Origin of the sequence: Streptomyces synnematoformans, assembly GCF_039531005.1 — a bacterium.
In the GTDB taxonomy this organism is placed as follows: domain Bacteria; phylum Actinomycetota; class Actinomycetes; order Streptomycetales; family Streptomycetaceae; genus Streptomyces; species Streptomyces synnematoformans.
In genome coordinates, this window is record NZ_BAAAPF010000100.1 from 1 (window position 1) to 21,773 (window position 21,773).

Annotated in this window: 20 protein-coding genes and 1 pseudogene; 16 read left to right on the forward strand and 5 right to left on the reverse strand. The window is 72.6% G+C overall.

The features are described 5' to 3' along the window. The first annotated feature begins 56 nt into the window (after positions 1-56). Positions 57-944: a PhzF family phenazine biosynthesis protein gene (locus ABD317_RS16665; protein ID WP_344290761.1), complete on the forward strand. Its 888-nt coding sequence runs from the start codon at positions 57-59 to the stop codon at positions 942-944. Positions 945-1,097: 153 nt separating this feature from the next. Here ABD317_RS16665 and ABD317_RS16670 read toward each other — a convergent pair whose 3' ends face one another. Further along, positions 1,098-2,048 (reverse strand): NADP-dependent oxidoreductase, encoded by a 951-nt coding sequence (locus ABD317_RS16670; protein WP_344290762.1) that lies wholly within the window; start codon positions 2,046-2,048, stop codon positions 1,098-1,100. A gap of 83 nt (positions 2,049-2,131) precedes the next feature. Between ABD317_RS16670 and ABD317_RS16675 the strand changes: the two genes are divergently transcribed. After that, positions 2,132-2,704, forward strand: coding sequence for a TetR/AcrR family transcriptional regulator (locus ABD317_RS16675; protein ID WP_344290763.1), 573 nt, complete (start codon positions 2,132-2,134; stop codon positions 2,702-2,704). Between the two features lie 177 nt (positions 2,705-2,881). Further along, the gene (locus ABD317_RS16680; protein WP_344290764.1) at positions 2,882-3,376 is read left to right on the forward strand and encodes a GNAT family N-acetyltransferase; all 495 of its coding nucleotides are present in this window, start codon (positions 2,882-2,884) and stop codon (positions 3,374-3,376) included. 60 nt (positions 3,377-3,436) lie between these two features. Here ABD317_RS16680 and ABD317_RS16685 read toward each other — a convergent pair whose 3' ends face one another. Beyond that, complete coding sequence (locus ABD317_RS16685; RefSeq protein ID WP_344290765.1) at positions 3,437-4,921, reverse strand: sulfatase family protein; 1,485 nt, start codon at positions 4,919-4,921, stop codon at positions 3,437-3,439. 198 nt (positions 4,922-5,119) lie between these two features. On the opposite strand from ABD317_RS16685, the gene ABD317_RS16690 reads away from it, so the two are divergent. Next, positions 5,120-5,812: a response regulator transcription factor gene (locus tag ABD317_RS16690; protein WP_344290766.1), complete on the forward strand. Its 693-nt coding sequence runs from the start codon at positions 5,120-5,122 to the stop codon at positions 5,810-5,812. Next, positions 5,809-7,260, forward strand: a complete 1,452-nt coding sequence (locus tag ABD317_RS16695; RefSeq protein WP_344290767.1) for a HAMP domain-containing sensor histidine kinase — start codon at positions 5,809-5,811, stop codon at positions 7,258-7,260. Before ABD317_RS16690 ends, ABD317_RS16695 begins: the two co-directional genes overlap by 4 nt. Positions 7,261-7,468: 208 nt before the next feature. On the opposite strand, the gene ABD317_RS16700 is transcribed toward ABD317_RS16695, so the two are convergent. Beyond that, entirely contained in the window at positions 7,469-9,619 is a 2,151-nt protein-coding gene (locus tag ABD317_RS16700) for an MMPL family transporter (RefSeq protein WP_344290768.1), read from the reverse strand. Positions 9,620-9,821: 202 nt separating this feature from the next. On the opposite strand from ABD317_RS16700, the pseudogene ABD317_RS16705 reads away from it, so the two are divergent. Further along, positions 9,822-10,025 (forward strand): annotated as a pseudogene (locus tag ABD317_RS16705) (hypothetical protein); the annotation flags it as partial. A 323-nt stretch (positions 10,026-10,348) separates the two neighbouring features. Here ABD317_RS16705 and ABD317_RS16710 read toward each other — a convergent pair. Next, entirely contained in the window at positions 10,349-11,206 is an 858-nt protein-coding gene (locus ABD317_RS16710) for a 3-hydroxybutyryl-CoA dehydrogenase (protein WP_344290769.1), read from the reverse strand. A 183-nt stretch (positions 11,207-11,389) separates the two neighbouring features. On the opposite strand from ABD317_RS16710, the gene ABD317_RS16715 reads away from it, so the two are divergent. Beyond that, on the forward strand, positions 11,390-12,670 hold the full coding sequence (locus ABD317_RS16715; RefSeq protein ID WP_486389014.1) for a glycoside hydrolase family 10-like protein: 1,281 nt from the start codon (positions 11,390-11,392) through the stop codon (positions 12,668-12,670). An 89-nt stretch (positions 12,671-12,759) separates the two neighbouring features. Here the strand turns inward: ABD317_RS16715 and ABD317_RS16720 are convergent, their stop codons facing one another. Continuing rightward, positions 12,760-12,963, reverse strand: coding sequence for a DUF1918 domain-containing protein (locus ABD317_RS16720; protein ID WP_344290770.1), 204 nt, complete (start codon positions 12,961-12,963; stop codon positions 12,760-12,762). A 130-nt stretch (positions 12,964-13,093) separates the two neighbouring features. Between ABD317_RS16720 and ABD317_RS16725 the strand changes: the two genes are divergently transcribed. The 9 genes from ABD317_RS16725 (at position 13,094) to ABD317_RS16765 (ending at position 21,658) form a co-directional block, all read left to right on the forward strand. Beyond that, positions 13,094-13,555, forward strand: a complete 462-nt coding sequence (locus ABD317_RS16725) for a GNAT family N-acetyltransferase (protein WP_344290771.1) — start codon at positions 13,094-13,096, stop codon at positions 13,553-13,555. A 21-nt stretch (positions 13,556-13,576) separates the two neighbouring features. Next, positions 13,577-14,152, forward strand: coding sequence for a histidine phosphatase family protein (locus tag ABD317_RS16730; protein ID WP_344290772.1), 576 nt, complete (start codon positions 13,577-13,579; stop codon positions 14,150-14,152). A 127-nt stretch (positions 14,153-14,279) separates the two neighbouring features. After that, a complete protein-coding gene (locus ABD317_RS16735; RefSeq protein WP_344290773.1) occupies positions 14,280-16,037 on the forward strand; it encodes a GMC oxidoreductase in 1,758 nt (585 codons plus the stop codon). 192 nt (positions 16,038-16,229) lie between these two features. Then, positions 16,230-17,258: an N-acetyl-gamma-glutamyl-phosphate reductase gene (argC, locus tag ABD317_RS16740; RefSeq protein ID WP_344290779.1), complete on the forward strand. Its 1,029-nt coding sequence runs from the start codon at positions 16,230-16,232 to the stop codon at positions 17,256-17,258. A gap of 85 nt (positions 17,259-17,343) precedes the next feature. After that, positions 17,344-18,528, forward strand: coding sequence for a bifunctional glutamate N-acetyltransferase/amino-acid acetyltransferase ArgJ (argJ, locus tag ABD317_RS16745; protein WP_344290774.1), 1,185 nt, complete (start codon positions 17,344-17,346; stop codon positions 18,526-18,528). Then, positions 18,525-19,466 carry an acetylglutamate kinase gene (gene argB / locus ABD317_RS16750; RefSeq protein ID WP_344290775.1) on the forward strand — a complete coding sequence of 314 codons (942 nt, stop codon included), beginning with the start codon at positions 18,525-18,527 and terminating at the stop codon, positions 19,464-19,466. Before argJ ends, argB begins: the two co-directional genes overlap by 4 nt. Then, entirely contained in the window at positions 19,463-20,701 is a 1,239-nt protein-coding gene (locus ABD317_RS16755) for an acetylornithine transaminase (protein WP_344290776.1), read from the forward strand. The genes argB and ABD317_RS16755 overlap by 4 nt, the downstream gene beginning before the upstream one ends. 7 nt (positions 20,702-20,708) lie before the next feature. After that, the gene (locus ABD317_RS16760) at positions 20,709-21,233 is read left to right on the forward strand and encodes an arginine repressor (RefSeq protein ID WP_027757160.1); all 525 of its coding nucleotides are present in this window, start codon (positions 20,709-20,711) and stop codon (positions 21,231-21,233) included. Positions 21,234-21,334: 101 nt separating this feature from the next. Beyond that, positions 21,335-21,658, forward strand: a complete 324-nt coding sequence (locus ABD317_RS16765; RefSeq protein ID WP_027757161.1) for an SMR family transporter — start codon at positions 21,335-21,337, stop codon at positions 21,656-21,658. Positions 21,659-21,773 lie beyond the last annotated feature (115 nt).

A 21,773-nucleotide genomic window follows, 5' to 3' on the forward strand; every position in this document is an offset into this window, starting at 1 on the left:
AACGAATCACTCAAACCGGCATAGCTCCAGCAGCTTGACAGCCATAGGAGCATCCCATGTCCTGGCCGGAGGTCACGGTGGTTGATGCATGCGTGCGGCGCGACGGCCGGGGTGGTAGCCCCACGGCCGTCACCGACGACGACCCGGCGGCGACCGACGCGGACCGGCGTGCGGTCGCCGCTGCGGCCGGCACCTCGCACGCGGCGTTCCTCGGCCCGGGGCGGACGCCGGACGGTGGCCGGCCGGTCCGGTTCTTCACCGCCACCGCCGAACTGTCCGGCTGCGGCCACGGCACCGTTGCCGCGCAGGCCGTCCGGTTGACCCGCACCGCGCTGGGCGAGCTGAACGACCGCCAGCACACCGGCGGGCGCACGTTCGACACCGTCGCGATCCGCCGCCCCGCCGGCATCGAGGTGTGGTTCGACCAGGGCCCCGTCGCGCTGCGGCACCCGGCACCGGACGAGCGCGCCGAGATCGTCGCCGCGCTCGGGCTCACCGAGGACGATCCGCATCCGGTCGACGCGCCACGGATCGCCGCGCCCGGCGCACCACGCATCCTGGTACCGGTCCACGACCGGTCGGCGCTGCTCCGAGTCCGCCCACACCTCGGCAGGCTGGCAGAGGTGTGCCGGCGGTACGGGCTTCTCGGCTGTTTCGTGTACGTACCGCCGGTGGGCGACCGGCCGGGTGCGGCGCGGATGTTCGCGCCGGCGATCGGTGTCGACGAGGACGTCGCCAACGCCAACAGCACCGGCTGCCTGGCCGCCCACCTGCTCGACACGACGGGGGCGCAGACGGTTGCGATCGAGGTGGAGCAGGGCGACGCCCTCGGCCGACCGGCCAGCGTGCTCGCTTCGGCCCGACGCGGGCCGGCGGGCATCACGACCCGGGTCGGCGGGCTGGCGGTGGTCCGCGACGGCCACCGAGGCCACGACCGGACGTGAACTCACCCGGCTCGGCCCGACCGGGTGCCTGCCGTTGCGGGTACGGGACACCTTGTTCTGGTCACTGCGGAGGACAAGATGTCCGGACGAGGAGAAGAGGCCCGGCCCCGTTCCCCGTCGAGGTGGTCTCGCCTTGTCAGGCCGGCGGGGCGATCACAGGACGAGCATGAGTTTGCCGCCGGGGCGGCGCGATCGGCTGAGCTCGGCCGCCTCCTGGATCTGGTCGAGGGTGTAGGTGCGGGCGACCGGTACGGCCAGGATGCCTTCGCCGGCGAGCCTGGCGAACTCGTTCATCTGGTCGTAGCGGATCTCGGTGGTGATCCGGACGCCCAGTTCGGCCGCGGCGGCGAAGTCCGAGACGGTGAGGACACGGTCGGGATCCCCGGTCAGCCCGATCAAGGTCGGCAGCGAGCCGCCGGCCGGACTGGGCTGGTCGGCGCGGTCGATCCGGCCTCCGGTCGGCGCGGTGTCCAGGGCGCGATCCACGGGGCCCGGGGCCAGTGCGCTGACCCGTTCGGCCATGCCCTCGCCGTAGGCGGTCACCCGGGCGCCGATCTCTTCGAGGGCGGCGGCCCGAGTCGGCCCGGCTGTGGCGATCACCCGAACACCCCGGTGCAGCGCGAAGCGCACCGCCGCCTCACCCACGGTGGTGCCCGCGCCGTGGACGAGCAGCAGCTCACCCGGCTGGACACCGAGGTCGTCGAGCGCGCGCCACGCCGTCTCGGCCGCCATCGGCAGCGCGGCGGCCTGCTCGGCGGTTACGCCCTCGGGGATGCGTGCCCAGGCCGGCATCAGCGCGTGCTCGGCGGCGCCGGCCGTCGGGCCGTCGAAGGTGGCCGGGCCGAACACGCGGTCGCCGATCTGGACGCCGGTGACGCCCTCGCCGAGGGCGTCGACGGTGCCCGCGACCTCAAGGCCGAGCCCGCGCGGCAGCGGCGGCAGGTGGTCGGCGAGGAGACCGTCGACGACGTGCCAGTCGGCCGGTGTCAGTCCGCACGCCCGCACGGCGATGCGGATCCGGCCGGGTCCCGGCTGCGGCTGTGGGACGTCGCGGAGCGCTATCACGTCCGGGGAGCCGAACCGGTCGAACTGCAGAGCCTTCATGACGATCTCCTAGGTGATGACAGCATCTGTTGTCATTGACCGTATCAGCTGATGACAGCTCCTGTTGTCGTACGCTGATGGGTATGCCGCGATGGGAATCCGACGCACAGGGCCGGCTCGAACGGGCGGCGCTTGAGCTGTTCGAGGCGCAGGGGTTCGAGCGCACCTCGGTCGCGCAGATCGCCGGTGCCGCCGGTCTGAAGGAGCGCTCCTTCTATCGCTACTTCCCCGACAAGCGGGAAGTCCTCTTCGCCGGCAACGAACTTGAGGCCCACCTCGTCGCCCAGGTCGAGGCGGCCGACCCGGGCCTCACCCCGATCGAGGCGCTGCTGACCGCGCTGGGCACCGCCGAGGAGATCTTCCGCCCACGCGCGTTCCTGCGGCGCCGGGCACGAGTGATCGCCGCCAACCCGGCACTGGCCGAGCGCGATCTGATCAAGCTCGCCGCCATCGCCGACGCGCTGGCACCGGCGCTCGAACGCCGCGGCGTCGAGCCCGGCAAAGCACGCTTCATCATCGACGTGGTGCTGGCGATCCACCGGCGCGCCATGCCCCGCTGGCTGGCCGAGCCGGACACGACCCTCGCTCAGCTCATGGCCCAGGCCGCCGCCGAGCTGCGTGAGGCGGTCACACCGCCGGCTCCGACAGTCCGCTGAGCCGACCGTTGCCCGCAGGGTTGGCTCTTCGCGCTCGGCACTCGGCGGACCGCGCCCGGCAGGACCGGCGGGCCGGCCGTCCGCCCCGCCGTCGATGCCATCCCCGACTCCCCGAAGATCAGGACGAACGGCGGAAACCCAGGTGGCCTCAGCGCACGATCTCGGTAGAGTCGGGCGATGCCCGAGTTGAAGCGGCTGCACGTCGGCCACGCCCCGGCGGTCCTGGCCTTCGAGCTGGAGAACCGCGGCTACTTCGCCGCCTCGATCTCCGACCGTGGCGACGACTACTTCGACCGGTTCACCGACGGGTACAACGCCCTGCTGGCCGAGCAGGAGGCCGGCATCTGCGCCTTCTACGTGCTCGTCGCCGAGGACGGCTCGGTTCTGGGCAGGTTCAACCTGTACGACGTGGAGGACAGCGCCGCCAGACTCGGCTACCGGGTCGCGGAGCGGATCGCCGGCCGCGGCGTGGCGACCGCGACCGTCCGGGAGCTGTGCCGGATGGCGACAGCGCGGCACGGCCTGCGCACCCTGCGGGCGGCCGCCTCCCACGACAACGTCGCGTCCCGGAAAGTCCTGGCCAAGGCCGGGTTCGCCCCGGTCGGCCCGGCCAGCGCGGCCGACCTCGGCGGCAAGTCAGGCACCTGGTACCAGCGCGACTTCCAGCCTTAGGCCCCTGATGCGGCCACCGCAGCACCGGTGAACTCGCCTGCTACCACTGCTTTTCACCCGCTAGCCGTAGTACTCGACCTTGTCCCAGAAGTCGGTCCGTGGGTCGATGGCGCGCGGGTCGTCGGTGCGGAGCATCCAGTTCTGCAACTGCTTCCGGAGCCGGGTCTTCACCGCGGTCTGTCGCGGTTCGTCCGCGAGGTTCTTCAGGCTGTGCGGGTCGGATGCGAGGTCGTAGAGTTCCTCCGCCGGCCGCTTGGCGGTGGCCAGCTGGAACGCCTTGGCGAATCCCGGCCTGTGCCTGTTCTCAAGGAGCTGCGTCTTGGTGCGCCCCGCGTCGATATCGCCGAAGACCCCCTGCAGGCCCAGGTCGAAGTCCGGATCGCCGGCGGGCCAGCGCTCCGGGAAGAAGTTGCGGATGTACAGCCACCTGTCCGTGCGCAGTGCGCGGACGGGGTACGCGAGGTTCCCCTCCCGGGCCAAGGCGTGTCGCTCGCGCTCGACGACGACGAACCCGCGGGGGGCGGCCGTGCCCGAGAGGGCCGGCAGCAGCGACTGCCCGGTCATCGCCGGCGGCGTGGACAGCCCGGCGGCGTCGAGGAAGGTGGGAGCGAGATCGCTCAGCAGCGTCAGGCGGTCGATCACCGTGCCGGGGGCGGCCCGGCCCGGCCAGCGGACCGCGAGCGGCACGCGGGTGCCGGCGTCGTAGGTGTTGGCCTTGGCCCGTGGCCAGGGCCAGCCGTGGTCGCCGGTCATCACCACGATGGTGTTCTCGGCGAGCCCGTGCTCGTCCAGGAGCCGCAGGGCGTCGCCGACCTCGCTGTCGAAGCGCTGCACTTCGGCCAGGTAGTTGACGATGTCGGTGCGGACCTCCGGCGTGTCCGGGAGATACGGCGGGACGTCCACGGCGGCCGGGTCGATGCCGGACTGCTCGCCGAGTTCGGGGTCGTACGGCCGGTGCGGATCGGAGGAGCCGAGCCAGAAGCAGAACGGCGTCTGCTCCGGCTGCTGTCCGAGGAACTCGCCGAACGACGGGAAGCCCGGCCCCGCCGGGTTGTGCGGCCACTGCGGAAAGACGCCGGGGCCGTAGCCCTTGCGCATCCGGCCGACGCGGTAGCCCGCCTGCTGGAGGAGGTCCGGGTACACATCGAACGTGGCCGGCAGCTCGGACCACAGGTTCGCTCCCGCCTCAAGGCGGTGCGGCGCCTGGCCGGTGAGGATCGCGTTCCGCGACGGCGTGCACGAGGGGGCGGCGCAGAAGGCGCGCGTGAACAGCGCGCCTTCGTCGGCGAGCCGGTCGAACGTCGGCGTCCGCGCGGCCCGGGAACCGTAGGCGCCGGCGTCCGGGTAGCCCCAGTCGTCCGCGATCGCGAACAGGATGTTGACCGGACGCTCCGGCCCCTTCCGCGCCGCCCGGGCCGGCGCGCCCAGCGCCAGCGCACCGGTGATTCCGGTGATCCCGGTGAGCATCGTGCGCCTGCGTATGTCATGTTCGTCAGGGTTCCTGCCGCTCAACGCGGGCCTCCGCTCCAGGTCGCCATCCGTCATGTACAACGTTGCACATCGCCAGTCCCAGCGTGCCCTCAACCGGCCCGAGGAAACATGCGCGGTGAGGCGTGTGGCGGCGGCCAGCCGGCCTGCTCCACCAGGCCCGTGAGGTCGGGACGGTGCGGCTTCTCAGCCTGGTCTCAGGTTGATCGGGGACAATGAGCGGCAAAAGTGTCGACTGGAAGGAGGCGGGCCGGCGTGCGGATCATGATCGCGGATGATGAAGTGGCCGTCCGCGAGTCGCTGGAGCGGGTGCTCCAGGTCGAGGGTTACGACACCAGCACCGTCGCCAACGGTCTCGCCGTGCTCGACGGGGTCGACGGGGCCGGCGGTGACACGCTGGATCTGCTGATCCTCGACGTGATGATGCCCCGCCTCGGCGGGGTGGAGACCTGCCGGCGGTTGCGGGCCGCGGGCCGGGATCTGCCGGTGCTGATGCTGACCGCCCGTGACCAGGTCTCCGACCGGGTCACGGGGCTGGACGCGGGCGCCGACGACTACCTGCCCAAGCCGTTCGCCACCGAGGAGCTGCTGGCCCGGGTGCGGGCCCTGCTGCGCCGGCGCACGCCGGCCGACGGGGAGTCGCAGATCCTGTCGTTCGCCGATGTTCGGCTCGATCCCGACAGGTTCGAGGCGTGGCGTGGCGAGCGGCCGCTGCGCCTGACCCGGACCGAGTTCTCCCTCCTGCAGGTCCTCATGCGCAACGCGACCCGGGTCCTGACCCGCGACGCGCTGTTCGAGGCGATCTGGGGCTTCGACATGAGCGCCACCGCCAACAACCTCCAGGTATACGTGAGCTACCTGCGCCGCAAGATGGAGGCCGAGGGTGAGCCGCGATTGGTCTACACGCTGCGCGGCCTGGGATACACGTTGCGGGAGACTCCTCCGTGAGCAGGCCCGCCCGCCGGGAACCGCGCCGGCTGACCCGATGGTGGCGCCGGCGGTCCCTGCGGACCAGGCTGACGGTGATCGCGGCGACGGCCATCGCGTTCAGCGTGTTCGTGGCCTTCCAGGTGGCCAGCGAGCTACTGGACTGGGAGCTGCGGGACAGCGCCGAGAACCAGCTGCGCGCCGACTCCCGCGTCCTGGCGACGAACGCGGAGCGCGCCGGTCTGGCGCAGGTCCAGCTACCGCCGTATCCCGGATCCGGCCGGCTGGTGCGGGTCATCCTGCCCGACGGCTCGATCCGGACGCCGGCCGGCCAACCCGCGCTGCCCCCGGTGAGCGAGCCCGCCGGGCGCGTGGTGCGGGGCGCGTCGGCCGACCTGATGGAGTCGAACGACAGCGACGAGGACGGCTACCTCATCTACACGCTGCGGGCGGGCGACGGCGCGGTCCAGGTAGCCCGCGTCGTCGACGACAGCCCGATCAACCGGTTCGGGTTCGGCATGCTGCTGATCGGGCTGTTCTGCGTGGTCGGCGGCGCCCTTGTCGGGCGGACCGTGGCGCGGACCGGGCTGGCACCGATCGACCGGCTGACCGCCGCCGCGGTACGTGTCGCGCACACCCGGGATCTCGACGCCGACATCCAGGATGAGGGCGGTGGGGAGATCCGGCGGCTGATCCAGGCGATCAACGACATGCTCGCCGCGCTCAGGGACTCCCGGCGGGCCCAGCGGCTGCTCGCCGAGGACGCCGCCCACGAACTCAAGACCCCGCTCACCAGCCTGCGCCTCAACGTCGAGCTGCTGATCCGGCTCGATCGGCGCGGCACCCTGGACAGCGCACTGCCGGCGGAGAGCCGGACCCGGCTGGTCAACGAACTCGGTGCCCAGGTGGCCGAGTTGAGCACCCTTGTCGCCGAGCTGACCGACCTGGCGCGCGGTGACGTCAGCGACGAGAGCACCGAGCTGCTCGACCTCGCCGACGTGGTGGGGGCCGCCGCGATCCGGGCGCGTTCCCGCGTGCCCGACATCGAGGTCGCGCTCGACGTGACCTCCGTGTGGGTGAACGGGCGTCCCGCTGCGCTCCAGCGGGCGGTGCTCAACCTCGTCGACAACGCCGGCAAGTGGTCCCCCGCGGACCAGCCGGTCCAGGTCCGGCTCCGTGCCGAGGGCACGTCGGCGGTGCTCGAGGTCGACGACGCCGGGCCCGGCATCGACGCCGCCGACGTACCGCGGGTGTTCGACCGGTTCTACCGTGCCGACAGCGCCCGGGCGTTGCCGGGATCCGGTCTGGGGCTGTCGATCGTGCAGCGGGTCGTCGACGCCCACGGCGGCCGGGTCACCGTCGCCCGCTCCGCACGTGGTGGCGCGCTGCTTCGGGTCGGCCTGCCGGCCGCGGCCCCGCCCGCCCCGATCGCGCGGCACACCGCCGGGGAGGACACCACGGTGCGCTGACCCGCACCGGCGGCGCGGCGCAGGACGAGGGACGGCGGCCCTCGGGCATGGCCCCGCGCGGCGCACCGTCGGGGCAGGACACCGCGATGCGCCGACCCCGGCCCCGGCGCGTGGCGCAGGACCAGAGGGCGGCGACCGTCGGGCCCATGAAAAGATCCGGGACGGGCCTGGGGCCCCGTCCCGGATCTCGTCCGTGCCGCCGCGGCGCTCACCGTTGCAGCGCGGGCTCCTCGTCGTCGGCGAGCGGCTGTTGACCGTCCGGCAGCTCCGCCGCTGGACGGGACAGCCGGCTCGGCCACCAGATCCGCCGGCCGATCAGCAGGGTGAGGGCGGGCACCAGGACCGACCGCACCAGCAGGGCGTCGAGCAGCACGCCGAGGGCGACCAGGAACCCGACCTCGATCAGCATCACCAGCGGAAGTGTGACGAGGACCGCGAACGTGGCCGCCAGGACCAGGCCCGCCGAGGTGATGACGCCACCGGTGGCGGAGAGGGCTTTGAGCATGCCCTCTCTGGTGCCGAGGCGCACGGTCTCCTGCCGGGCCCGGCTGGTCAGGAAGATGTTGTAGTCGACGCCGAGCGCCACCAGGAACAGGAATGCCAGCAGCGGCACCGAGTAGTCGATCCCCTTGAACCCGAGGATCGTGTCGAAGACGAACACGCTGCCGCCGAAGGCCGCGGCGAACGAGACGATCACGGTGGCCATCAGGACCAGCGGGGCCACGATCGCTCGGAGCAGCAGCCCGAGGACGATCAGGACGACGCCGAGCACCAGAGGGATCACCAGCTTCTCGTCGCGCCTGGTGGTCACCTCGGTGTCGAGGTTCTCCGCACTCGGCCCGCCGACGATCGCCTCCGCCCCGCTCACCGCGTGCACGGCGGTGCGCACCCGCTTGATCGTGTCGTACTCTGCGACGGTGTCCGGCGCGTCCTTCGGGAACGCGGAGATGCCGGCCCAGCCACGGCTGGTCTCCTCCGGGACGGCCAGGGCTACACCGCGAGTGTCCTTGACGATGTCGAGCACCCGCTCCTGGTGCGCCGGCCGTGTGAATATCGTTATCGGCTGTCCGCCGGCCTCCGGGAAGTGCTGGCGGAGAACGGTGAAGCCGGTGACCGACTCCGGCGCGGACAGGAACTGGTCCTGCTCCCGCAGGGCGCCGGTGTTGCCCGCCAGCCCGAGGGCGAGCACCCCGAGGACTCCGAGCGAGCCGAGCGTCGCCACCCACCGGCGGCGGCTGATGGCGGCGCCGAGCCGTCCCCACAGCCCCGGCTTCTTCTCCACGGCCGTGCTGAACCGCGGGATGGCCGGCCAGAAGATCCGCCTGCCGAGCACCACGAGCACCGCCGGGAACAGCGTCAGCATGGCCACCAGCGCGCACAGGATGCCGGCCGCGCCGATCGGGCCCAACCCGCTGGTGCTGTTCAGGTCGGCGACGAGCAGGCAGAGCAGGCCGGCGACCACGGTGGCCGCGGACGCGACGATGGCCGGCGCCGCGCTGCGTAGCGCGTGAACCATCGCGACCCGGACGTTCTCATGGTGGTGCAGTGCCTCCCGATACCGAGCGATGAGCAACAGCGCGTAGTCCGTGCCGACGCCGAACACCAGGATCGTCAGCAGCGCCGAGTTCTGGTCGTTGACCACGATGCCGAAGCCCTTGACGAGCAGGTAGACGGTCCCCATCGAGGTCAGTGCGGCCGCGCCGACGGCCACCAGCGGGATGATCCACAACACCGGGCTGCGGTAGGTGAGGATGAGCAGGAGCGTGACGACGACGATGGTGGTGAGGAGGACCTGCACGTCGATGCCGTCGAAGACGGCATCCATGTCGCCGTCGATCGCGCCCGGGCCGGTCACGTGGAGTTCCAGGCCGGAGGGGCGGTCCTTCGCGGCGTCACGCAACGGGCCGACGATTTCCTCCGGTGGGCCGTAGGTCGTGCTCACCTCGAGGGTGAACATCATCGCCTCGCGATCGGTGGAGGGGATCGTCGGTGAGCCCTCACCGTCCTCGCCGCCCGCCGCCGTCGCCCGCGTCGGGTACCGCTGGGCAAGGGTGTCGTAGTGGCGCTCGACCGTCGCGCGGTCGGCGTCGGTCATGCCGCCGGCGCGGTGGTACACGAAGACGAACGTGTTGTCGTCACCGTCGGGGAGGCTGTCCTCCAGTACCGCGACCTTGGTGGACTCGGCGCTGGCCGGCAGGGTGTCTACGACGCTGTCGGTGGTGACCGAGCTCAACTTTCCGCTCAGCGGCACCATGCCCGCCGCCAGCACCAACCACAGGCCAATCACCAACCACGGCACCCACCGGCCTGCCAACCGACCGGCCGGCGCTTCCCCGGACGGCGCTGCGTTGACTGCCATCACTAGCCTCCTACATACGGTCACATCGCTGATCTGATGCCTACTTCCTAACGAGCGAAGCTGAGACGACCCTTAGTAGGAGTCCGTTGGGTCTGTCCCGGTCTTGATGCCGTATGTGGTCTGGTGGCAGGGACTGTTGGCAGGTGGTGCAGATACCGGTCCAGCACCTCAGGACGTCCTGGAGGGCGTCGAAGTCCTCATGGGCCGACTGCCGTGGGCCTCACCGGCCGTCTCCGGAGCCGTCCACGATCTGCGCGCGGGCCGCGAGCACGGCATCATCAGCACGCTCGCCGCCATCCGGGCCCTCGTCGAACAGGCCGTCGCCACCCTCAAGTCCTGGCGACTCCTGCGCAGGCTGCGATGCTCCACTGCCCGCATCTGTCGGCCGCCTGGCGGTGATCGGTGACTGGTCGCTCCTGGTGGAGGCCGGTGCCGGCGACGGCATGCACACCGAGCCTGATGTGTCACGAAGCGGTACTGCTACAGCTGCCCATCGCCGAAGAGCACGACCGCGGCGGTACGCGGCCCGACGTGCTACTGCCGGCGATGCTGGCCGCCGGAGTGGTGACCGAGGGCGGGCCTACTGCACAGGAGCGTCACGCTCCGACCTTCCTGGTGAGCTGCCAGGCGGGGGCCGGATCGATCAATCCGATCCGGCCCGAGGCCGGCGGCCCGTGTGGCGGCCGCCGGCCGTGGTGATTGCGTGGGCAGTTCTGTCGTACGAACCGACTAGTAAGCGTAGAACCCGGCGCCCGACTTGCGGCCCAGCCGGCCCGCCTCGACCATCCGGGACAGCAGCGGCGGCGTCGCGTAGAGCTGTTCCTTGTACTCGTCGTACATCGAGTCGGCCACCGAGACGACGGTGTCGAGGCCGATGAGGTCCGCGAGCTTGAGAGGGCCCATCGGGTGGGCGCAGCCCAGTTCCATGCCGTTGTCGATGTCCTCGCGGGTCGCGATGCCCGACTCGAACATCCGGACCGCCCCCAGCAGGTACGGGATGAGCAGCGCGTTCACCACGAAACCGGAGCGGTCCTGGGCCCGGATGGCGTGTTTGCCGAGCACGTCGCGGGCCAGCGACTCGGTCCGTTTGAGGGTCTCGTCGCTGGTGGTCAGGGCCGGGATCAGCTCGACGAGGCGCTGGACGGGGGCGGGGTTGAAGAAGTGCATCCCGATGACCTGCTCCGGTCGCGAGGTGGCGACGGCGAGCTTGACCAGCGGGATGGAGGAGGTGTTCGAGGCGAGGACGGCGTCGGGGCGGACGACGACCTGGTCCAGGATCTGGAAGATTTCGGTCTTTACCTGCTCGTTTTCCACCACCGCCTCGATCACGAGGTCACTGTCCGCCAGCTCTCCGAGATCAGTTGTGAAACTCATCGCGGCCAGCGCCTCGTCCCGTTCCTGCTCGCTGAGCTTGCCGCGCTCCGCGGCCTTGGCGAGCGAGTTGGTGACGCGGGTACGGCCCAGTTCGAGGGCGTCGCCGGTGGTCTCGGCGACGGCGACCTGAAGCCCGGAGCGGGCACACACCTCGGCGATGCCCGAGCCCATCTGGCCGGATCCGACCACTCCGACGCGTTCGATGTCGGTCAATGTCTCTCCTCGTCCCTCGTCCTGCCGTGTGGGCAACCCTTTCGGACCCCGACGTTACCCGCGTAGCGCATGGCTCTTGTCTCCGGGTGACGCCGGACGCGAGGATGTGCCCGCAACTGACGACTGGTTCAGACCACTCGGCTCAGTCGGATTCGTGTTCCCGGCGACACTCGGAGGATCCAGATGGGGAGCAGCACTCCCGAAAGACCGCACCACCTCAGCCGGCGCCGGTTCGGTGCCGCGGCGGTGGGCGCCCTGTCCGCGGTGACCGTGGCGGGCGACGCGGTGGCGGCCGCCGGCGCGGACGGCCACGGCCGCGGCCACGGCCGTCCGGTCCGGCAGATGCGCGGCTCGTGGGTGGCGACGGTGGCGAACATCGACTGGCCGGTCCAGCAGGGCCTGAGCGCCGCGGAGCAGCAGCGGCAGCTGCTGGCCCGGCTGGACGAGGCGGCGGACCGCCGGCTGAACACCGTGGTCTTCCAGGCCCGCCCGACGGCCGACGCGATGTGGCCGTCGCCGTACGAGCCGTGGTCGGAGTGGCTCTCCGGGACCCAGGGCGAGGACCCGGGCTGGGACCCGCTCGGCTTCGCGGTGCGCGAGGCGCACCGGCGGGGGCTGGAGCTGCACGCCTGGTTCAACCCCTACCGGGTGCGCAACGACGCGCTCGCGGAGAAGCTGGTGCCGGAGCACCCGGCGAACCGGCACCCCGAATGGATCGTCCCGTACGGCGGCAAGATCTACTACAACCCGGGGGTGCCGGAGGTCCGGCGCTTCACCCAGCGCTGCATCCTCGACGCCGTACGCCGCTACGACATCGACGCCGTGCACTTCGACGACTACTTCTACCCCTACCCGGTCGCGGGCGAGGAGTTCGCGGACGAGGAGACGTTCCGGCGGTACGGCGGCGGGTTCGCGGACAAGGCCGACTGGCGGCGCAACAACATCGACCTGCTGATCGCGGAGCTGGGCCGGGCCATTAAGCGGACGAAGCGGAAGGTGCAGTTCGGCGTCAGTCCGTTCGCGATCTGGCGGAACGCGGACACCGACCCCGAGGGCTCCGACACCCAGGCGGGCGTGGAGACGTACGACGACCTCTACGCCGACACCCGCACGTGGGTGCGCGAGCGCTGGATCGACTACGTCGTCCCGCAGGTGTACTGGAACATCGGCTTCGCCGTCGCCGACTACGCCAAGCTCGTGCCCTGGTGGAACGACGTGGTGGCGGGCACCGGCGTCAACCTCTACATCGGCGAGGCGCTGTACAAGGTCGGCGCCGCCGGGCAGCCCGAGGCCTGGTTCGACCCGGCGGAGCTGTCCCGGCACCTGACGTTCTGCCAGGGCTACCCGGAGGTCCAGGGCAACATGTACTTCTCCGCGAAGCTGCTGCCCCAGGACCCGCTGGGCGCGGTCAGCACGCTGGTCGCCGACCACTACCGCAGGCCGGCGCGCCCTCCGCGCTGCTAGCGGCGCGCGCCGCCGCCGACCCGCCGCCGGCGGCGCGCGCAGTACCGCCCCTCGTCGTCCCGGCCGCCCGGCACCCGCGGCCGCGGGCGTCAGCCCGGCCCGGGCTCCCGGTCCCGATGCCGGACCACGGAGTCCGGGCCGGGCGACATGAGCGCCTCGTGTCCGTCTTCGAACCGCACCCGGTAGGGCGGCTCGCCGTCCGCGCCCAGGACTTCGACGATCTCCGCCGTCCGGTCCTCCTGCCCGACGACGCGACCGTGCACACACAGCCTGTCGCCCACTTCCGCGTGCATGGATCGACCTCCCTGTCCGGCTCGTCACAGCAGAGCTGGGTCCGTGACGCCAGTCTAGGGTCGCCCGCCGCTCCCGGCTCCCCGGAGAATTCCGGTGTACGTGCCATCCACCGCGTGCGAGGCTCTGCGCATGGATCATGTGCCCGCTCCCTACGAGATCTCCACCGATCCCGCCCGGCTCGACCGCGCGCTCGTCCACCGCTGGCTGGCCACCGACGCCTACTGGGCGCTCGGGCGCAGCCGCGCGCAGCAGGACACCGCGATCGACAACTCGCTGAACTTCGGCGTCTACGCCCCGGATCCCGGCACCCCCGGCGGGGCCGCCCCGGACCCCGGTGGCCGGCAGGTGGCGTACGCCCGCGTCGTCACCGACCGCGTCACCTTCGCCTGGCTCTGCGACGTCTACGTGGCCCGGGACGCCCGCGGCGCCGGGGTCGGCAGGGGGCTGGTCGCCGCCGTCCGCGACCACCTCGCGCCGTACCGGCTGGGCCGCATCCTGCTGGCGACCGGCGACGCCCACGGCCTCTACGCCAAGTACGGCTTCGAGCCGCTCGCCGATCCGACCCGGTGGATGGCTCTGGGCACGGAGTGATCGCGCTCCTACCATCGCCGCATGAACGTTCGTCTCACGCTGCTCGCCGCGGCCCGCAACTCCTCGCGGCTCGCGGAGCGCTTCGACGACGACCGGCCGCTGGACGCGGCGGGCTGGGTGGCGGCCGAACGTGCCATTCCGGTGTTCTCCCCGCTGGCCGCCGCCGAACTGCGGTACTGCTCGCCCACGCAGCGGTCCCGCGAGACCGGCCGGGTGCTCGGCCTCGCGCCGCTGGCCCAGGTCGCCCTGCGCGACTGCGACATGGGCCGGTGGCGGGGCCGCACGCTGGAGGAGGTGATGATGACCGAGCCGCGCGACGTGGACGAGTGGCTCGCGGATCCCCACTCCGCACCGCACGGCGGCGAGCCGCTGATCACGTTCATCCAGCGGATAGGGGGCTGGCTGGACACCCGCCCGGTGGACGACGGCACCCACGTGCTGGCCGTCACCGAGCCCTCCATCATGCGCGCCGCCCTGGTCTACGCGCTGAAGGCGCCGCCCGCGTCGTACTGGCACATCGACGTGATGCCGCTGTCGACGATCACCCTGACGGGCCGGCCGGGGCGGTGGAGCCTGCACGTCGACGGCTGGGTGTGAGCGCCGCCGGTGGACGCGGAGATGCGGCGGACGGATGATGTCGGGGGCATTGCCAACTCCCTACGGGTAGGTAAGTCTACTGCCAAGTAGGTAGCGGCAGCACGCGTGCGCGAGGGAGCGGTCAGCGATGAGCTCGTACGACGTGATCGTGATCGGTTCCGGCTTCGGCGGCTCGGTGGCCGCCCTGCGCCTGACCGAGAAGGGCTACAAGGTCGGCGTGCTGGAGGCCGGGCGGAGGTTCGACCGCGAGGAGCTGCCGAAGAGTTCCTGGCGGCTGCGCGACTACCTGTGGGCCCCCGCCCTCGGCCTGTACGGCATCCAGCGCATCCACCTGCTCAGCAACGTCATGGTGCTCGCCGGCGCCGGCGTGGGCGGCGGCTCGCTCAACTACGCCAACACCCTCTACGTGCCGCCCCCCGCCTTCTTCCAGGACCGGCAGTGGGGCCACATCACCGACTGGCAGGAGGAGCTGGCCCCGTACTACGACCAGGCGCGGCGGATGCTCGGCGTCCGGCAGAACCCCACGACCACCGCCCCGGACACGTACCTGAAGGCCACCGCGGAACGCATGGGCGTCGGCGACACCTTCCGGCTCACCCCCGTCGGCGTCTTCTACGGCGACGGCCGCGACGCCGGCGGCGAGGCGAAGGCCGCCCCCGGCGAGACCGTCCCCGACCCGTACTTCGGCGGCGCGGGACCGGAGCGCGTGGCGTGCGTGCAGTGCGGCTCGTGCATGACCGGCTGCCGCTACGGCGCGAAGAACACCCTCACGGAGAACTACCTCTACCTCGCCGAGCGGCGCGGCGCCGTCATCCACCCGCTCACCACCGTCGTCGACGTGCACGAGGCCGCCGGCGGCGGCTACGAGGTGACCACCGTGCCGACGAACAGGCGCCGCCGCGGCCGGCGGGAGGTGCTGCGCTGCGACCGCGTGGTGGTCGCGGCGGGCACGTACGGCACGCAGACCCTGCTGCACCGCATGCGGGCCGCCGGCCGGCTGCCCGGGCTCTCGCCGCGCCTCGGCGAGCTGACCCGCACCAACTCCGAGGCGCTGGTCGGCGCGGTGACCTTCCCGCGCACGTACCGCAAGAAGCACGGCGCGGACGAGCTGGACTTCACCAAGGGCGTGGCCATCACCTCCTCCATCCACCCCAACGCCACCACGCACATCGAGAACGTGCGCTACGGCAAGGGCTCCAACGCCATGGCGCTGCTGTGCGTCCCGCAGTTCAAGGCGGCGGGGAAGCTGCCCAAGGCGCTGCGCGCGCTGGGGGCGTACCTGCGGCACCCGGTGCTGGTCGCGCGCACCGCCACGACGTACCGCTGGTCGGAGCGGACCATCATCGGGCTCGTCATGCAGACCCACGACAACTCGCTGACGACGCACCTGAAGGACAAGGGCCTCGGCAAGGGCCTGCTCACGGCCCGCCAGGGCCACGGCGCGCCCAACCCGGCGCACATCCCCGAGGGCGCGGAGGCGGCGCGGCTGCTCGCCGAGCAGATCGGCGGCCAGCCGGGCACGAACCTCGGCGAGCTGATGGGCACCCCGTTGACCGCGCACTTCCTCGGCGGCTGCCCGATCGGTGAGGACGCGGAGCACGGCGTCATCGACCCGTACCACCGGCTGTACGGCCACCCCGGGATCTCCGTCGTGGACGGCTCGGCGGTCTCGGCGAACCTCGGCGTGAACCCGTCGCTGACGATCACGGCGCAGGCGGAGCGGGCGATGGCGCTGTGGCCCAACAAGGGCGAGGAGGACCCGCGCCCGGCCCAGGACCGCCCGTACGCCCGCGTCCGCCCGGTACCCCCACGCACCCCGGCGGTGCCCGCGGGCGCCTTCGGCGCCCTGCTGCTGCCGGTCCCGGAGGTCCCACCGAAGAGCTGAGCGCGCGGCGGGCCGCACCGGCGCACCGGTGCGCCGCCGCGGGCGCGGTCTGCGCGCGCGTCCGCCGCCTGTGCGGCCCGCCGCCGGACTCCGCCGCGCCTGCCACACGGTGCCTCGTCCCGGCCCACCCGCATCATCTTTGCATAGCTCTGCCGAGTTCCGTATAGTCATGCCGTGAGCGAGGAGGAGCGGATGACCGTGCGGGTGGCAGTGGCCGGGGCGAGCGGGTATGCGGGCGGGGAGCTGCTGCGGCTGCTGCTGGCGCATCCCGGGGTCGAGATCGGGGCGCTCACCGCCCACGCCAACGCCGGCCGGCTCCTCGGCGACATACAGCCGCACCTCGCGCCGCTCGCCGGCCGGGAGCTGGCCGAGACGACGCCCGCCGCGCTCGCCGGGCACGACGTGGTGTTCCTCGCGCTGCCGCACGGGCAGTCCGCCGCCGTCGCCGCGGCCCTCGGCGACGACGTGCTCGTCGTCGACTGCGGCGCCGACCACCGGCTCGCCGACGCCGCCGAATGGGAGCGGTTCTACGGCACACCGCACGCCGGCACCTGGCCCTACGGGCTCCCCGAGCTGCCCGGGCACCGCGACGCGCTCCTCGGGGTCCGGCGCGTCGCGGTGCCCGGGTGCTATCCGACCGCCGTGTCCCTCGGCCTGTTCCCGGCCTTCGCCGGCGGGCTCGCCGAGCCGGAGGCCGTCGTCGTCGCCGCCTCCGGCACCTCCGGCGCCGGCAAGGCGCTCAAGCCGCACCTGCTGGGCAGCGAGGTGATGGGCTCCATGAGCCCGTACGGCGTCGGCGGCGGGCACCGGCACACGCCGGAGATGAGCCAGAACCTCAGCGCCGTGGCGGGGGAGCGGGTCACCGTCTCCTTCACCCCGACCCTCGCCCCGATGCCCCGCGGCATCCTCGCCACCAGCACGGCGCGCGCCCGGCCCGGCACGACCGCGGACGCGGTGCGCGCCGCGTACGAGAAGGCGTACCAGGGCGAGCCGTTCGTCCGGCTGCTGCCGCCCGGCCAGTGGCCCGCCACCGGCGCGGTCACCGGCGCCAACACCGCGCTGCTGCAGGTCGCGTACGACGAGCGCGCCCAGCGCATCGTCGCGGTCAGCGCCATCGACAACCTCACCAAGGGCACCGCCGGCGGCGCGGTGCAGAGCATGAACATCGCCCTCGGCCTCCCTGAGGAGCTGGGGCTCTCTCTGACAGGAGTGGCACCGTGAGCGTCGCACGCGCGGCTGCCCGGCCGAGCCCGAACGGCGGACCGCGCCTTCGCCGCGCGGGCGGAGAAGCGAACGAGGAGACACAGTGAGCGTCACGGCAGCGAAAGGGTTCACGGCGGCGGGCATCGCCGCCGGGATCAAGGAGAACGGCAACCCGGATCTGGCCCTCGTGGTCAACGAGGGGCCGCGACGCGCCGCCGCCGGCGTCTTCACCGCCAACCGCGTCAAGGCCGCCCCGGTCGTCTGGTCCGAGCAGGTGCTCAAGGGCGGTGAGGTGTCGGCCGTCGTCCTGAACTCCGGCGGCGCCAACGCCTGCACCGGGCCCCGCGGCTTCCAGGACACCCACGCCACCGCCGAGCGCGTCGCCGAGGTGCTCGGGCACAGCGCCGCGGAGGTCGCGGTCGCGTCCACCGGGCTGATCGGCACGCTGCTGCCGATGGACAAGCTGCTGCCGGGCGTCGGGCGGGCCGCGGCCGAGCTGTCCGCGCACGGCGGCGAGAAGGCCGCCATCGCGATCAAGACCACGGACACCGTGCACAAGACCGCGGTGGTCACCGGCGGGACAGCCGGGACAGCCGGCGCGGACGGCGGCGCGGCGTGGACCGTCGGCGGCATGGCCAAGGGCGCCGGCATGCTCGCGCCGGGCCTGGCCACCATGCTCGTCGTCCTCACCACCGACGCCGACGTACCCGCCGCCGAGCTGGACGCCGCGCTGCGCGCCGCGACCCGTACGACCTTCGACCGCGTCGACTCCGACGGCGCCATGTCCACCAACGACACCGTGCTGCTGCTGGCCTCCGGCGCGTCCGGGGTCCGGCCGGAGCCGGCGGAGTTCGCCGAGGCGGTACGGGCCGTCTGCGACGACCTCGGGCGGCAGCTCGTCGCCGACGCCGAGGGCGCGAGCAAGGAGATCAAGGTCGAGGTGGTGAACGCCGCCGGCGAGGACGACGCGGTGGAGGTGGGCCGCTCCATCGCCCGCAACAACCTCCTCAAGTGCGCCATCCACGGCGAGGACCCCAACTGGGGCCGCGTGCTCGCCGCGATCGGCACCACGTCCGCTGCCTTCGAGCCGGACCGGCTGAACGTCGCGATCAACGGCGTGTGGGTGTGCAAGAACGGCTCGTTCGGCGAGGACCGCGACCTGGTCGACATGCGCTACCGCCAGGTCCACATCGTGGCGGACCTGGCGGCGGGCGAGGCCGGCGCGGTCGTCTGGACCAACGATCTGACGGCCGACTACGTCCACGAGAACAGCGCGTACAGCTCGTGACCGCCACCCCCGCGGCCCCGACCGCCCCCACCCGCAAGCACACCGCCCTGCCCAAGGCGCAGATCCTCATCGAGGCGCTGCCGTGGCTGACCCGCCACCACGGCAAGGTCGTCGTGGTCAAGTTCGGCGGCAACGCCATGGTCGACGAGGACCTGAAACGCGCCTTCGCCCAGGACGTCGTCTTCCTCCGGCACGCCGGGCTCCGGCCCGTCGTCGTGCACGGCGGCGGCCCGCAGATCAGCGCGCAGCTCGACCGGCACGGCCTGGCCAGCGAGTTCCGCGCCGGGCTGCGGGTGACGACGCCGGAGGCGATGGACGTCGTACGGATGGTGCTCGCCGGGCAGGTGCAGCGCGAGCTGGTCGGGCTGCTCAACGAGCACGGCCCCTTCGCCGTCGGCCTGACCGGCGAGGACGCGCACACCATCACCGCCACCCGGCACCGCCCGCTGGTCGACGGCGAGCCGGTCGACATCGGCCGCGTCGGCGAGGTCGCCGCCATCGACACCGGCGCGATCGCGGCGCTGCTCGCCGACGGCCGCATCCCGGTGGTCTCGTCGGTCGCCCGTTCCGCCGACGAGGCCGACGCGGCCGGCGAGGTCTTCAACGTCAACGCCGACACCGCCGCCGCCGCGCTGGCCGCCGCGCTCGGCGCGGAGACCCTGATGGTCCTCACCGACGTCGAGGGGCTGTACGAGAACTGGCCGGACAGCGACGAGGTCATCAGCCGGCTGACCGCCGGCGAACTGGAGCGGCTGCTGCCCGAGCTGGCCAGCGGCATGGTGCCGAAGATGGAGGGCTGCCTGTACGCGGTGCGCCACGGCGTGCACACCGCGCGCGTCATCGACGGCCGGGTGCCGCACTCCATCCTGCTGGAGATCTTCACGGACGAGGGCATCGGCACGATGGTCGTGCCGGATGCGGAAGGGCCTGCGACATGAGCGGCGACACGAGCGGCGGCACGGGCGGCACGGGCGGCAACGCGGAGCTGACGGAGCGCTGGCAGGGCGCGCTGATGGACAACTACGGCACCCCCCGCCTGCCGCTGGTCCGCGGCGCGGGCGCGAAGCTGTGGGACGCCGACGGCAACGAGTACCTGGACTTCGTCAGCGGCATCGCCGTCAACTCGCTCGGCACCGCCCACCCGGCGGTCGTCGAGGCGGTCTCGGCGCAGATCGCCACGCTCGGCCACGTCTCCAACCTCTTCGTCGCCGAGCCCCCGGTGGCGCTCGCCGAGCGGCTGCTCGACCTCGCCGGCCGGCCGGGGCGGGTGTACTTCTCCAACTCCGGCACGGAGGCGGTCGAGGCCGCGTTCAAGATCGGCCGGCTGACGGGCCGTACGCACATGGTGGGCACCGAGGGCGGCTTCCACGGCCGCACCATGGGAGCCCTGGCGCTCACCGGGCAGCCCGGCAAGCAGGCGGGCTTCGGGCCGCTGCCGGGCGAGGTCACGCACGTGCCGTACGGGGACGCGGACGCGCTGCGCGCCGCGGTCACCGAGGACACCGCGCTGGTGATCGTCGAGCCGGTGCAGGGCGAGAACGGCGTGGTCGTGCCGCCGGAGGGCTACCTGGCCGCCGCCCGCGAGATCACCCGGTCCGCCGGCGCGCTGCTCGTCCTCGACGAGGTGCAGACAGGCATCGGGCGCACGGGCCACTGGTTCGCCGCGCAGGCGCAGGGCGTGGAGGCGGACGTCGTCACCCTCGCCAAGGGCCTCGGCGGCGGGCTGCCGATCGGCGCCACGCTGGCCTTCGGGCCGGCCGCCGGCCTGCTCACCCCCGGCCGGCACGGCTCCACCTTCGGTGGCAACCCGGTGGCCTGCGCCGCCGCGCTCGCGGTGCTGGACGTGATCGAGTCCGAGGGGCTGCTGGAGCGGGTCAAGGGCGTGGGGGAGCGGCTGCGGGACGGAATCTGGCGGCTGGGGCACCCGCTTGTCGACCATGTGCGGGGCGCGGGGCTGCTGCTCGGTATGGTGCTCACCGAGGCCGTCGCACCCCGGGTGCAACAGGCGGCCCAGGCTGCGGGATTCCTGGTCAACGCGGTGGCGCCGGACGTGATCCGGCTCGCCCCGCCGCTGGTCCTCGGCGAGGCGGAGGCGGACGCCCTGCTCGCCGCGCTGCCCGCCGTGCTCGACGCGGCGGATCCCGCCGCGCAGCCCCGACGAGCCGGAGAGTGACGTGACGATGTCCGAGGAGCACAACGGTCCCGCCGTGCCGCACACGCGCACGGCACGCCACCGGAGGATCGTGGACATCCTGAACCGGCAGCCGGTCCGCTCGCAGAGCCAGCTCGCGAGGCTCCTCGCCGACGACGGCCTGACGGTGACGCAGGCGACGCTCTCGCGCGACCTCGATGAGCTGGGGGCGGTCAAGATCCGCAACACCGGCGGCGAGCTGATCTACGCCGTGCCCTCCGAGGGCGGCTTCCGCACCCCGCAGGTGCCGCTGGGGGAGTCGGCCAAGGAGGAGCGGATGGCGCGCCTGGCCGGGGAGCTGCTCATCTCCGCCGAGGCGTCGGCGAACATCGTCGTGCTCCGCACCCCGCCCGGTGCGGCGCAGTTCCTCGCGTCCGCGATCGACGCGGCGGAGCTGAACGCGATCCTCGGCACGATCGCGGGCGACGACACCCTGATGGTGATCAGCCGCGACCCGTCCGGCGGGCGCTCGCTCGCCGACCACCTGCTGAAGCTGGCCGAACGCGAACGCTGACCGCGCGCCCCCGCACCCCGGCCGCCCCGGCTCCGTGCCGTACACTCAAGAACCTGGACAGATGTCCAGCTAGTTTGTGGCGACACGGGGAGAGGCGGACGATGACCTACGTGCTGCTGATCGGCGCGATACTCAGCGAGGTGACGGCAACGGTCTCACTGCGCCTGTCGGACGGCTTCTCCAAGATCGTCCCCTCCGTCGTCGTGGTCGTCGGCTACCTCACGGCCTTCACGCTGCTGAGCATGGTCCTCAAGCGCGGCATGTCCATCGGCATCGCGTACGGCATCTGGGCCGCCGCCGGCGTCGCCCTGGTGGCGCTGGTCGGCGCGGCCTTCCTCGGCGACGGCCTGACCCGGGTGCAGGTCGCCGGGCTCGTGCTGGTCGCGGCGGGCGTGGTCGCGCTGGAGGTGGGCGGTGCGCACTGACTCCCCCGCGGCCCCTCCCGCCGGCCCCGGCCCGGCCGACGGCCGGGTGCAGCGCGGGCGGGAGCTGCTGCGGCTGCTGCTGGCCGGCACCATCCACGTCGTCGGCCGCGGCGGC

Bases quoted from the DNA above. Each gene is read 5' to 3' on its own strand.
- ABD317_RS16665 (WP_344290761.1), top strand. From the start codon at position 57: ATGTCCTGGCCGGAGGTCACGGTGGTTGATGCATGCGTGCGGCGCGAC.
- ABD317_RS16670 (WP_344290762.1), bottom strand. From the start codon at position 2,048: ATGAAGGCTCTGCAGTTCGACCGGTTCGGCTCCCCGGACGTGATAGCG.
- ABD317_RS16675 (WP_344290763.1), top strand. From the start codon at position 2,132: ATGCCGCGATGGGAATCCGACGCACAGGGCCGGCTCGAACGGGCGGCG.
- ABD317_RS16680 (WP_344290764.1), top strand. From the start codon at position 2,882: ATGCCCGAGTTGAAGCGGCTGCACGTCGGCCACGCCCCGGCGGTCCTG.
- ABD317_RS16685 (WP_344290765.1), bottom strand. From the start codon at position 4,921: ATGACGGATGGCGACCTGGAGCGGAGGCCCGCGTTGAGCGGCAGGAAC.
- ABD317_RS16700 (WP_344290768.1), bottom strand. From the start codon at position 9,619: ATGGCAGTCAACGCAGCGCCGTCCGGGGAAGCGCCGGCCGGTCGGTTG.
- ABD317_RS16715 (WP_486389014.1), top strand. From the start codon at position 11,390: ATGGGGAGCAGCACTCCCGAAAGACCGCACCACCTCAGCCGGCGCCGG.
- ABD317_RS16720 (WP_344290770.1), bottom strand. From the start codon at position 12,963: ATGCACGCGGAAGTGGGCGACAGGCTGTGTGTGCACGGTCGCGTCGTC.
- ABD317_RS16725 (WP_344290771.1), top strand. From the start codon at position 13,094: ATGGATCATGTGCCCGCTCCCTACGAGATCTCCACCGATCCCGCCCGG.
- ABD317_RS16730 (WP_344290772.1), top strand. From the start codon at position 13,577: ATGAACGTTCGTCTCACGCTGCTCGCCGCGGCCCGCAACTCCTCGCGG.
- ABD317_RS16735 (WP_344290773.1), top strand. From the start codon at position 14,280: ATGAGCTCGTACGACGTGATCGTGATCGGTTCCGGCTTCGGCGGCTCG.
- argC (WP_344290779.1), top strand. From the start codon at position 16,230: ATGACCGTGCGGGTGGCAGTGGCCGGGGCGAGCGGGTATGCGGGCGGG.
- ABD317_RS16755 (WP_344290776.1), top strand. From the start codon at position 19,463: ATGAGCGGCGACACGAGCGGCGGCACGGGCGGCACGGGCGGCAACGCG.
- ABD317_RS16760 (WP_027757160.1), top strand. From the start codon at position 20,709: ATGTCCGAGGAGCACAACGGTCCCGCCGTGCCGCACACGCGCACGGCA.
- ABD317_RS16765 (WP_027757161.1), top strand. From the start codon at position 21,335: ATGACCTACGTGCTGCTGATCGGCGCGATACTCAGCGAGGTGACGGCA.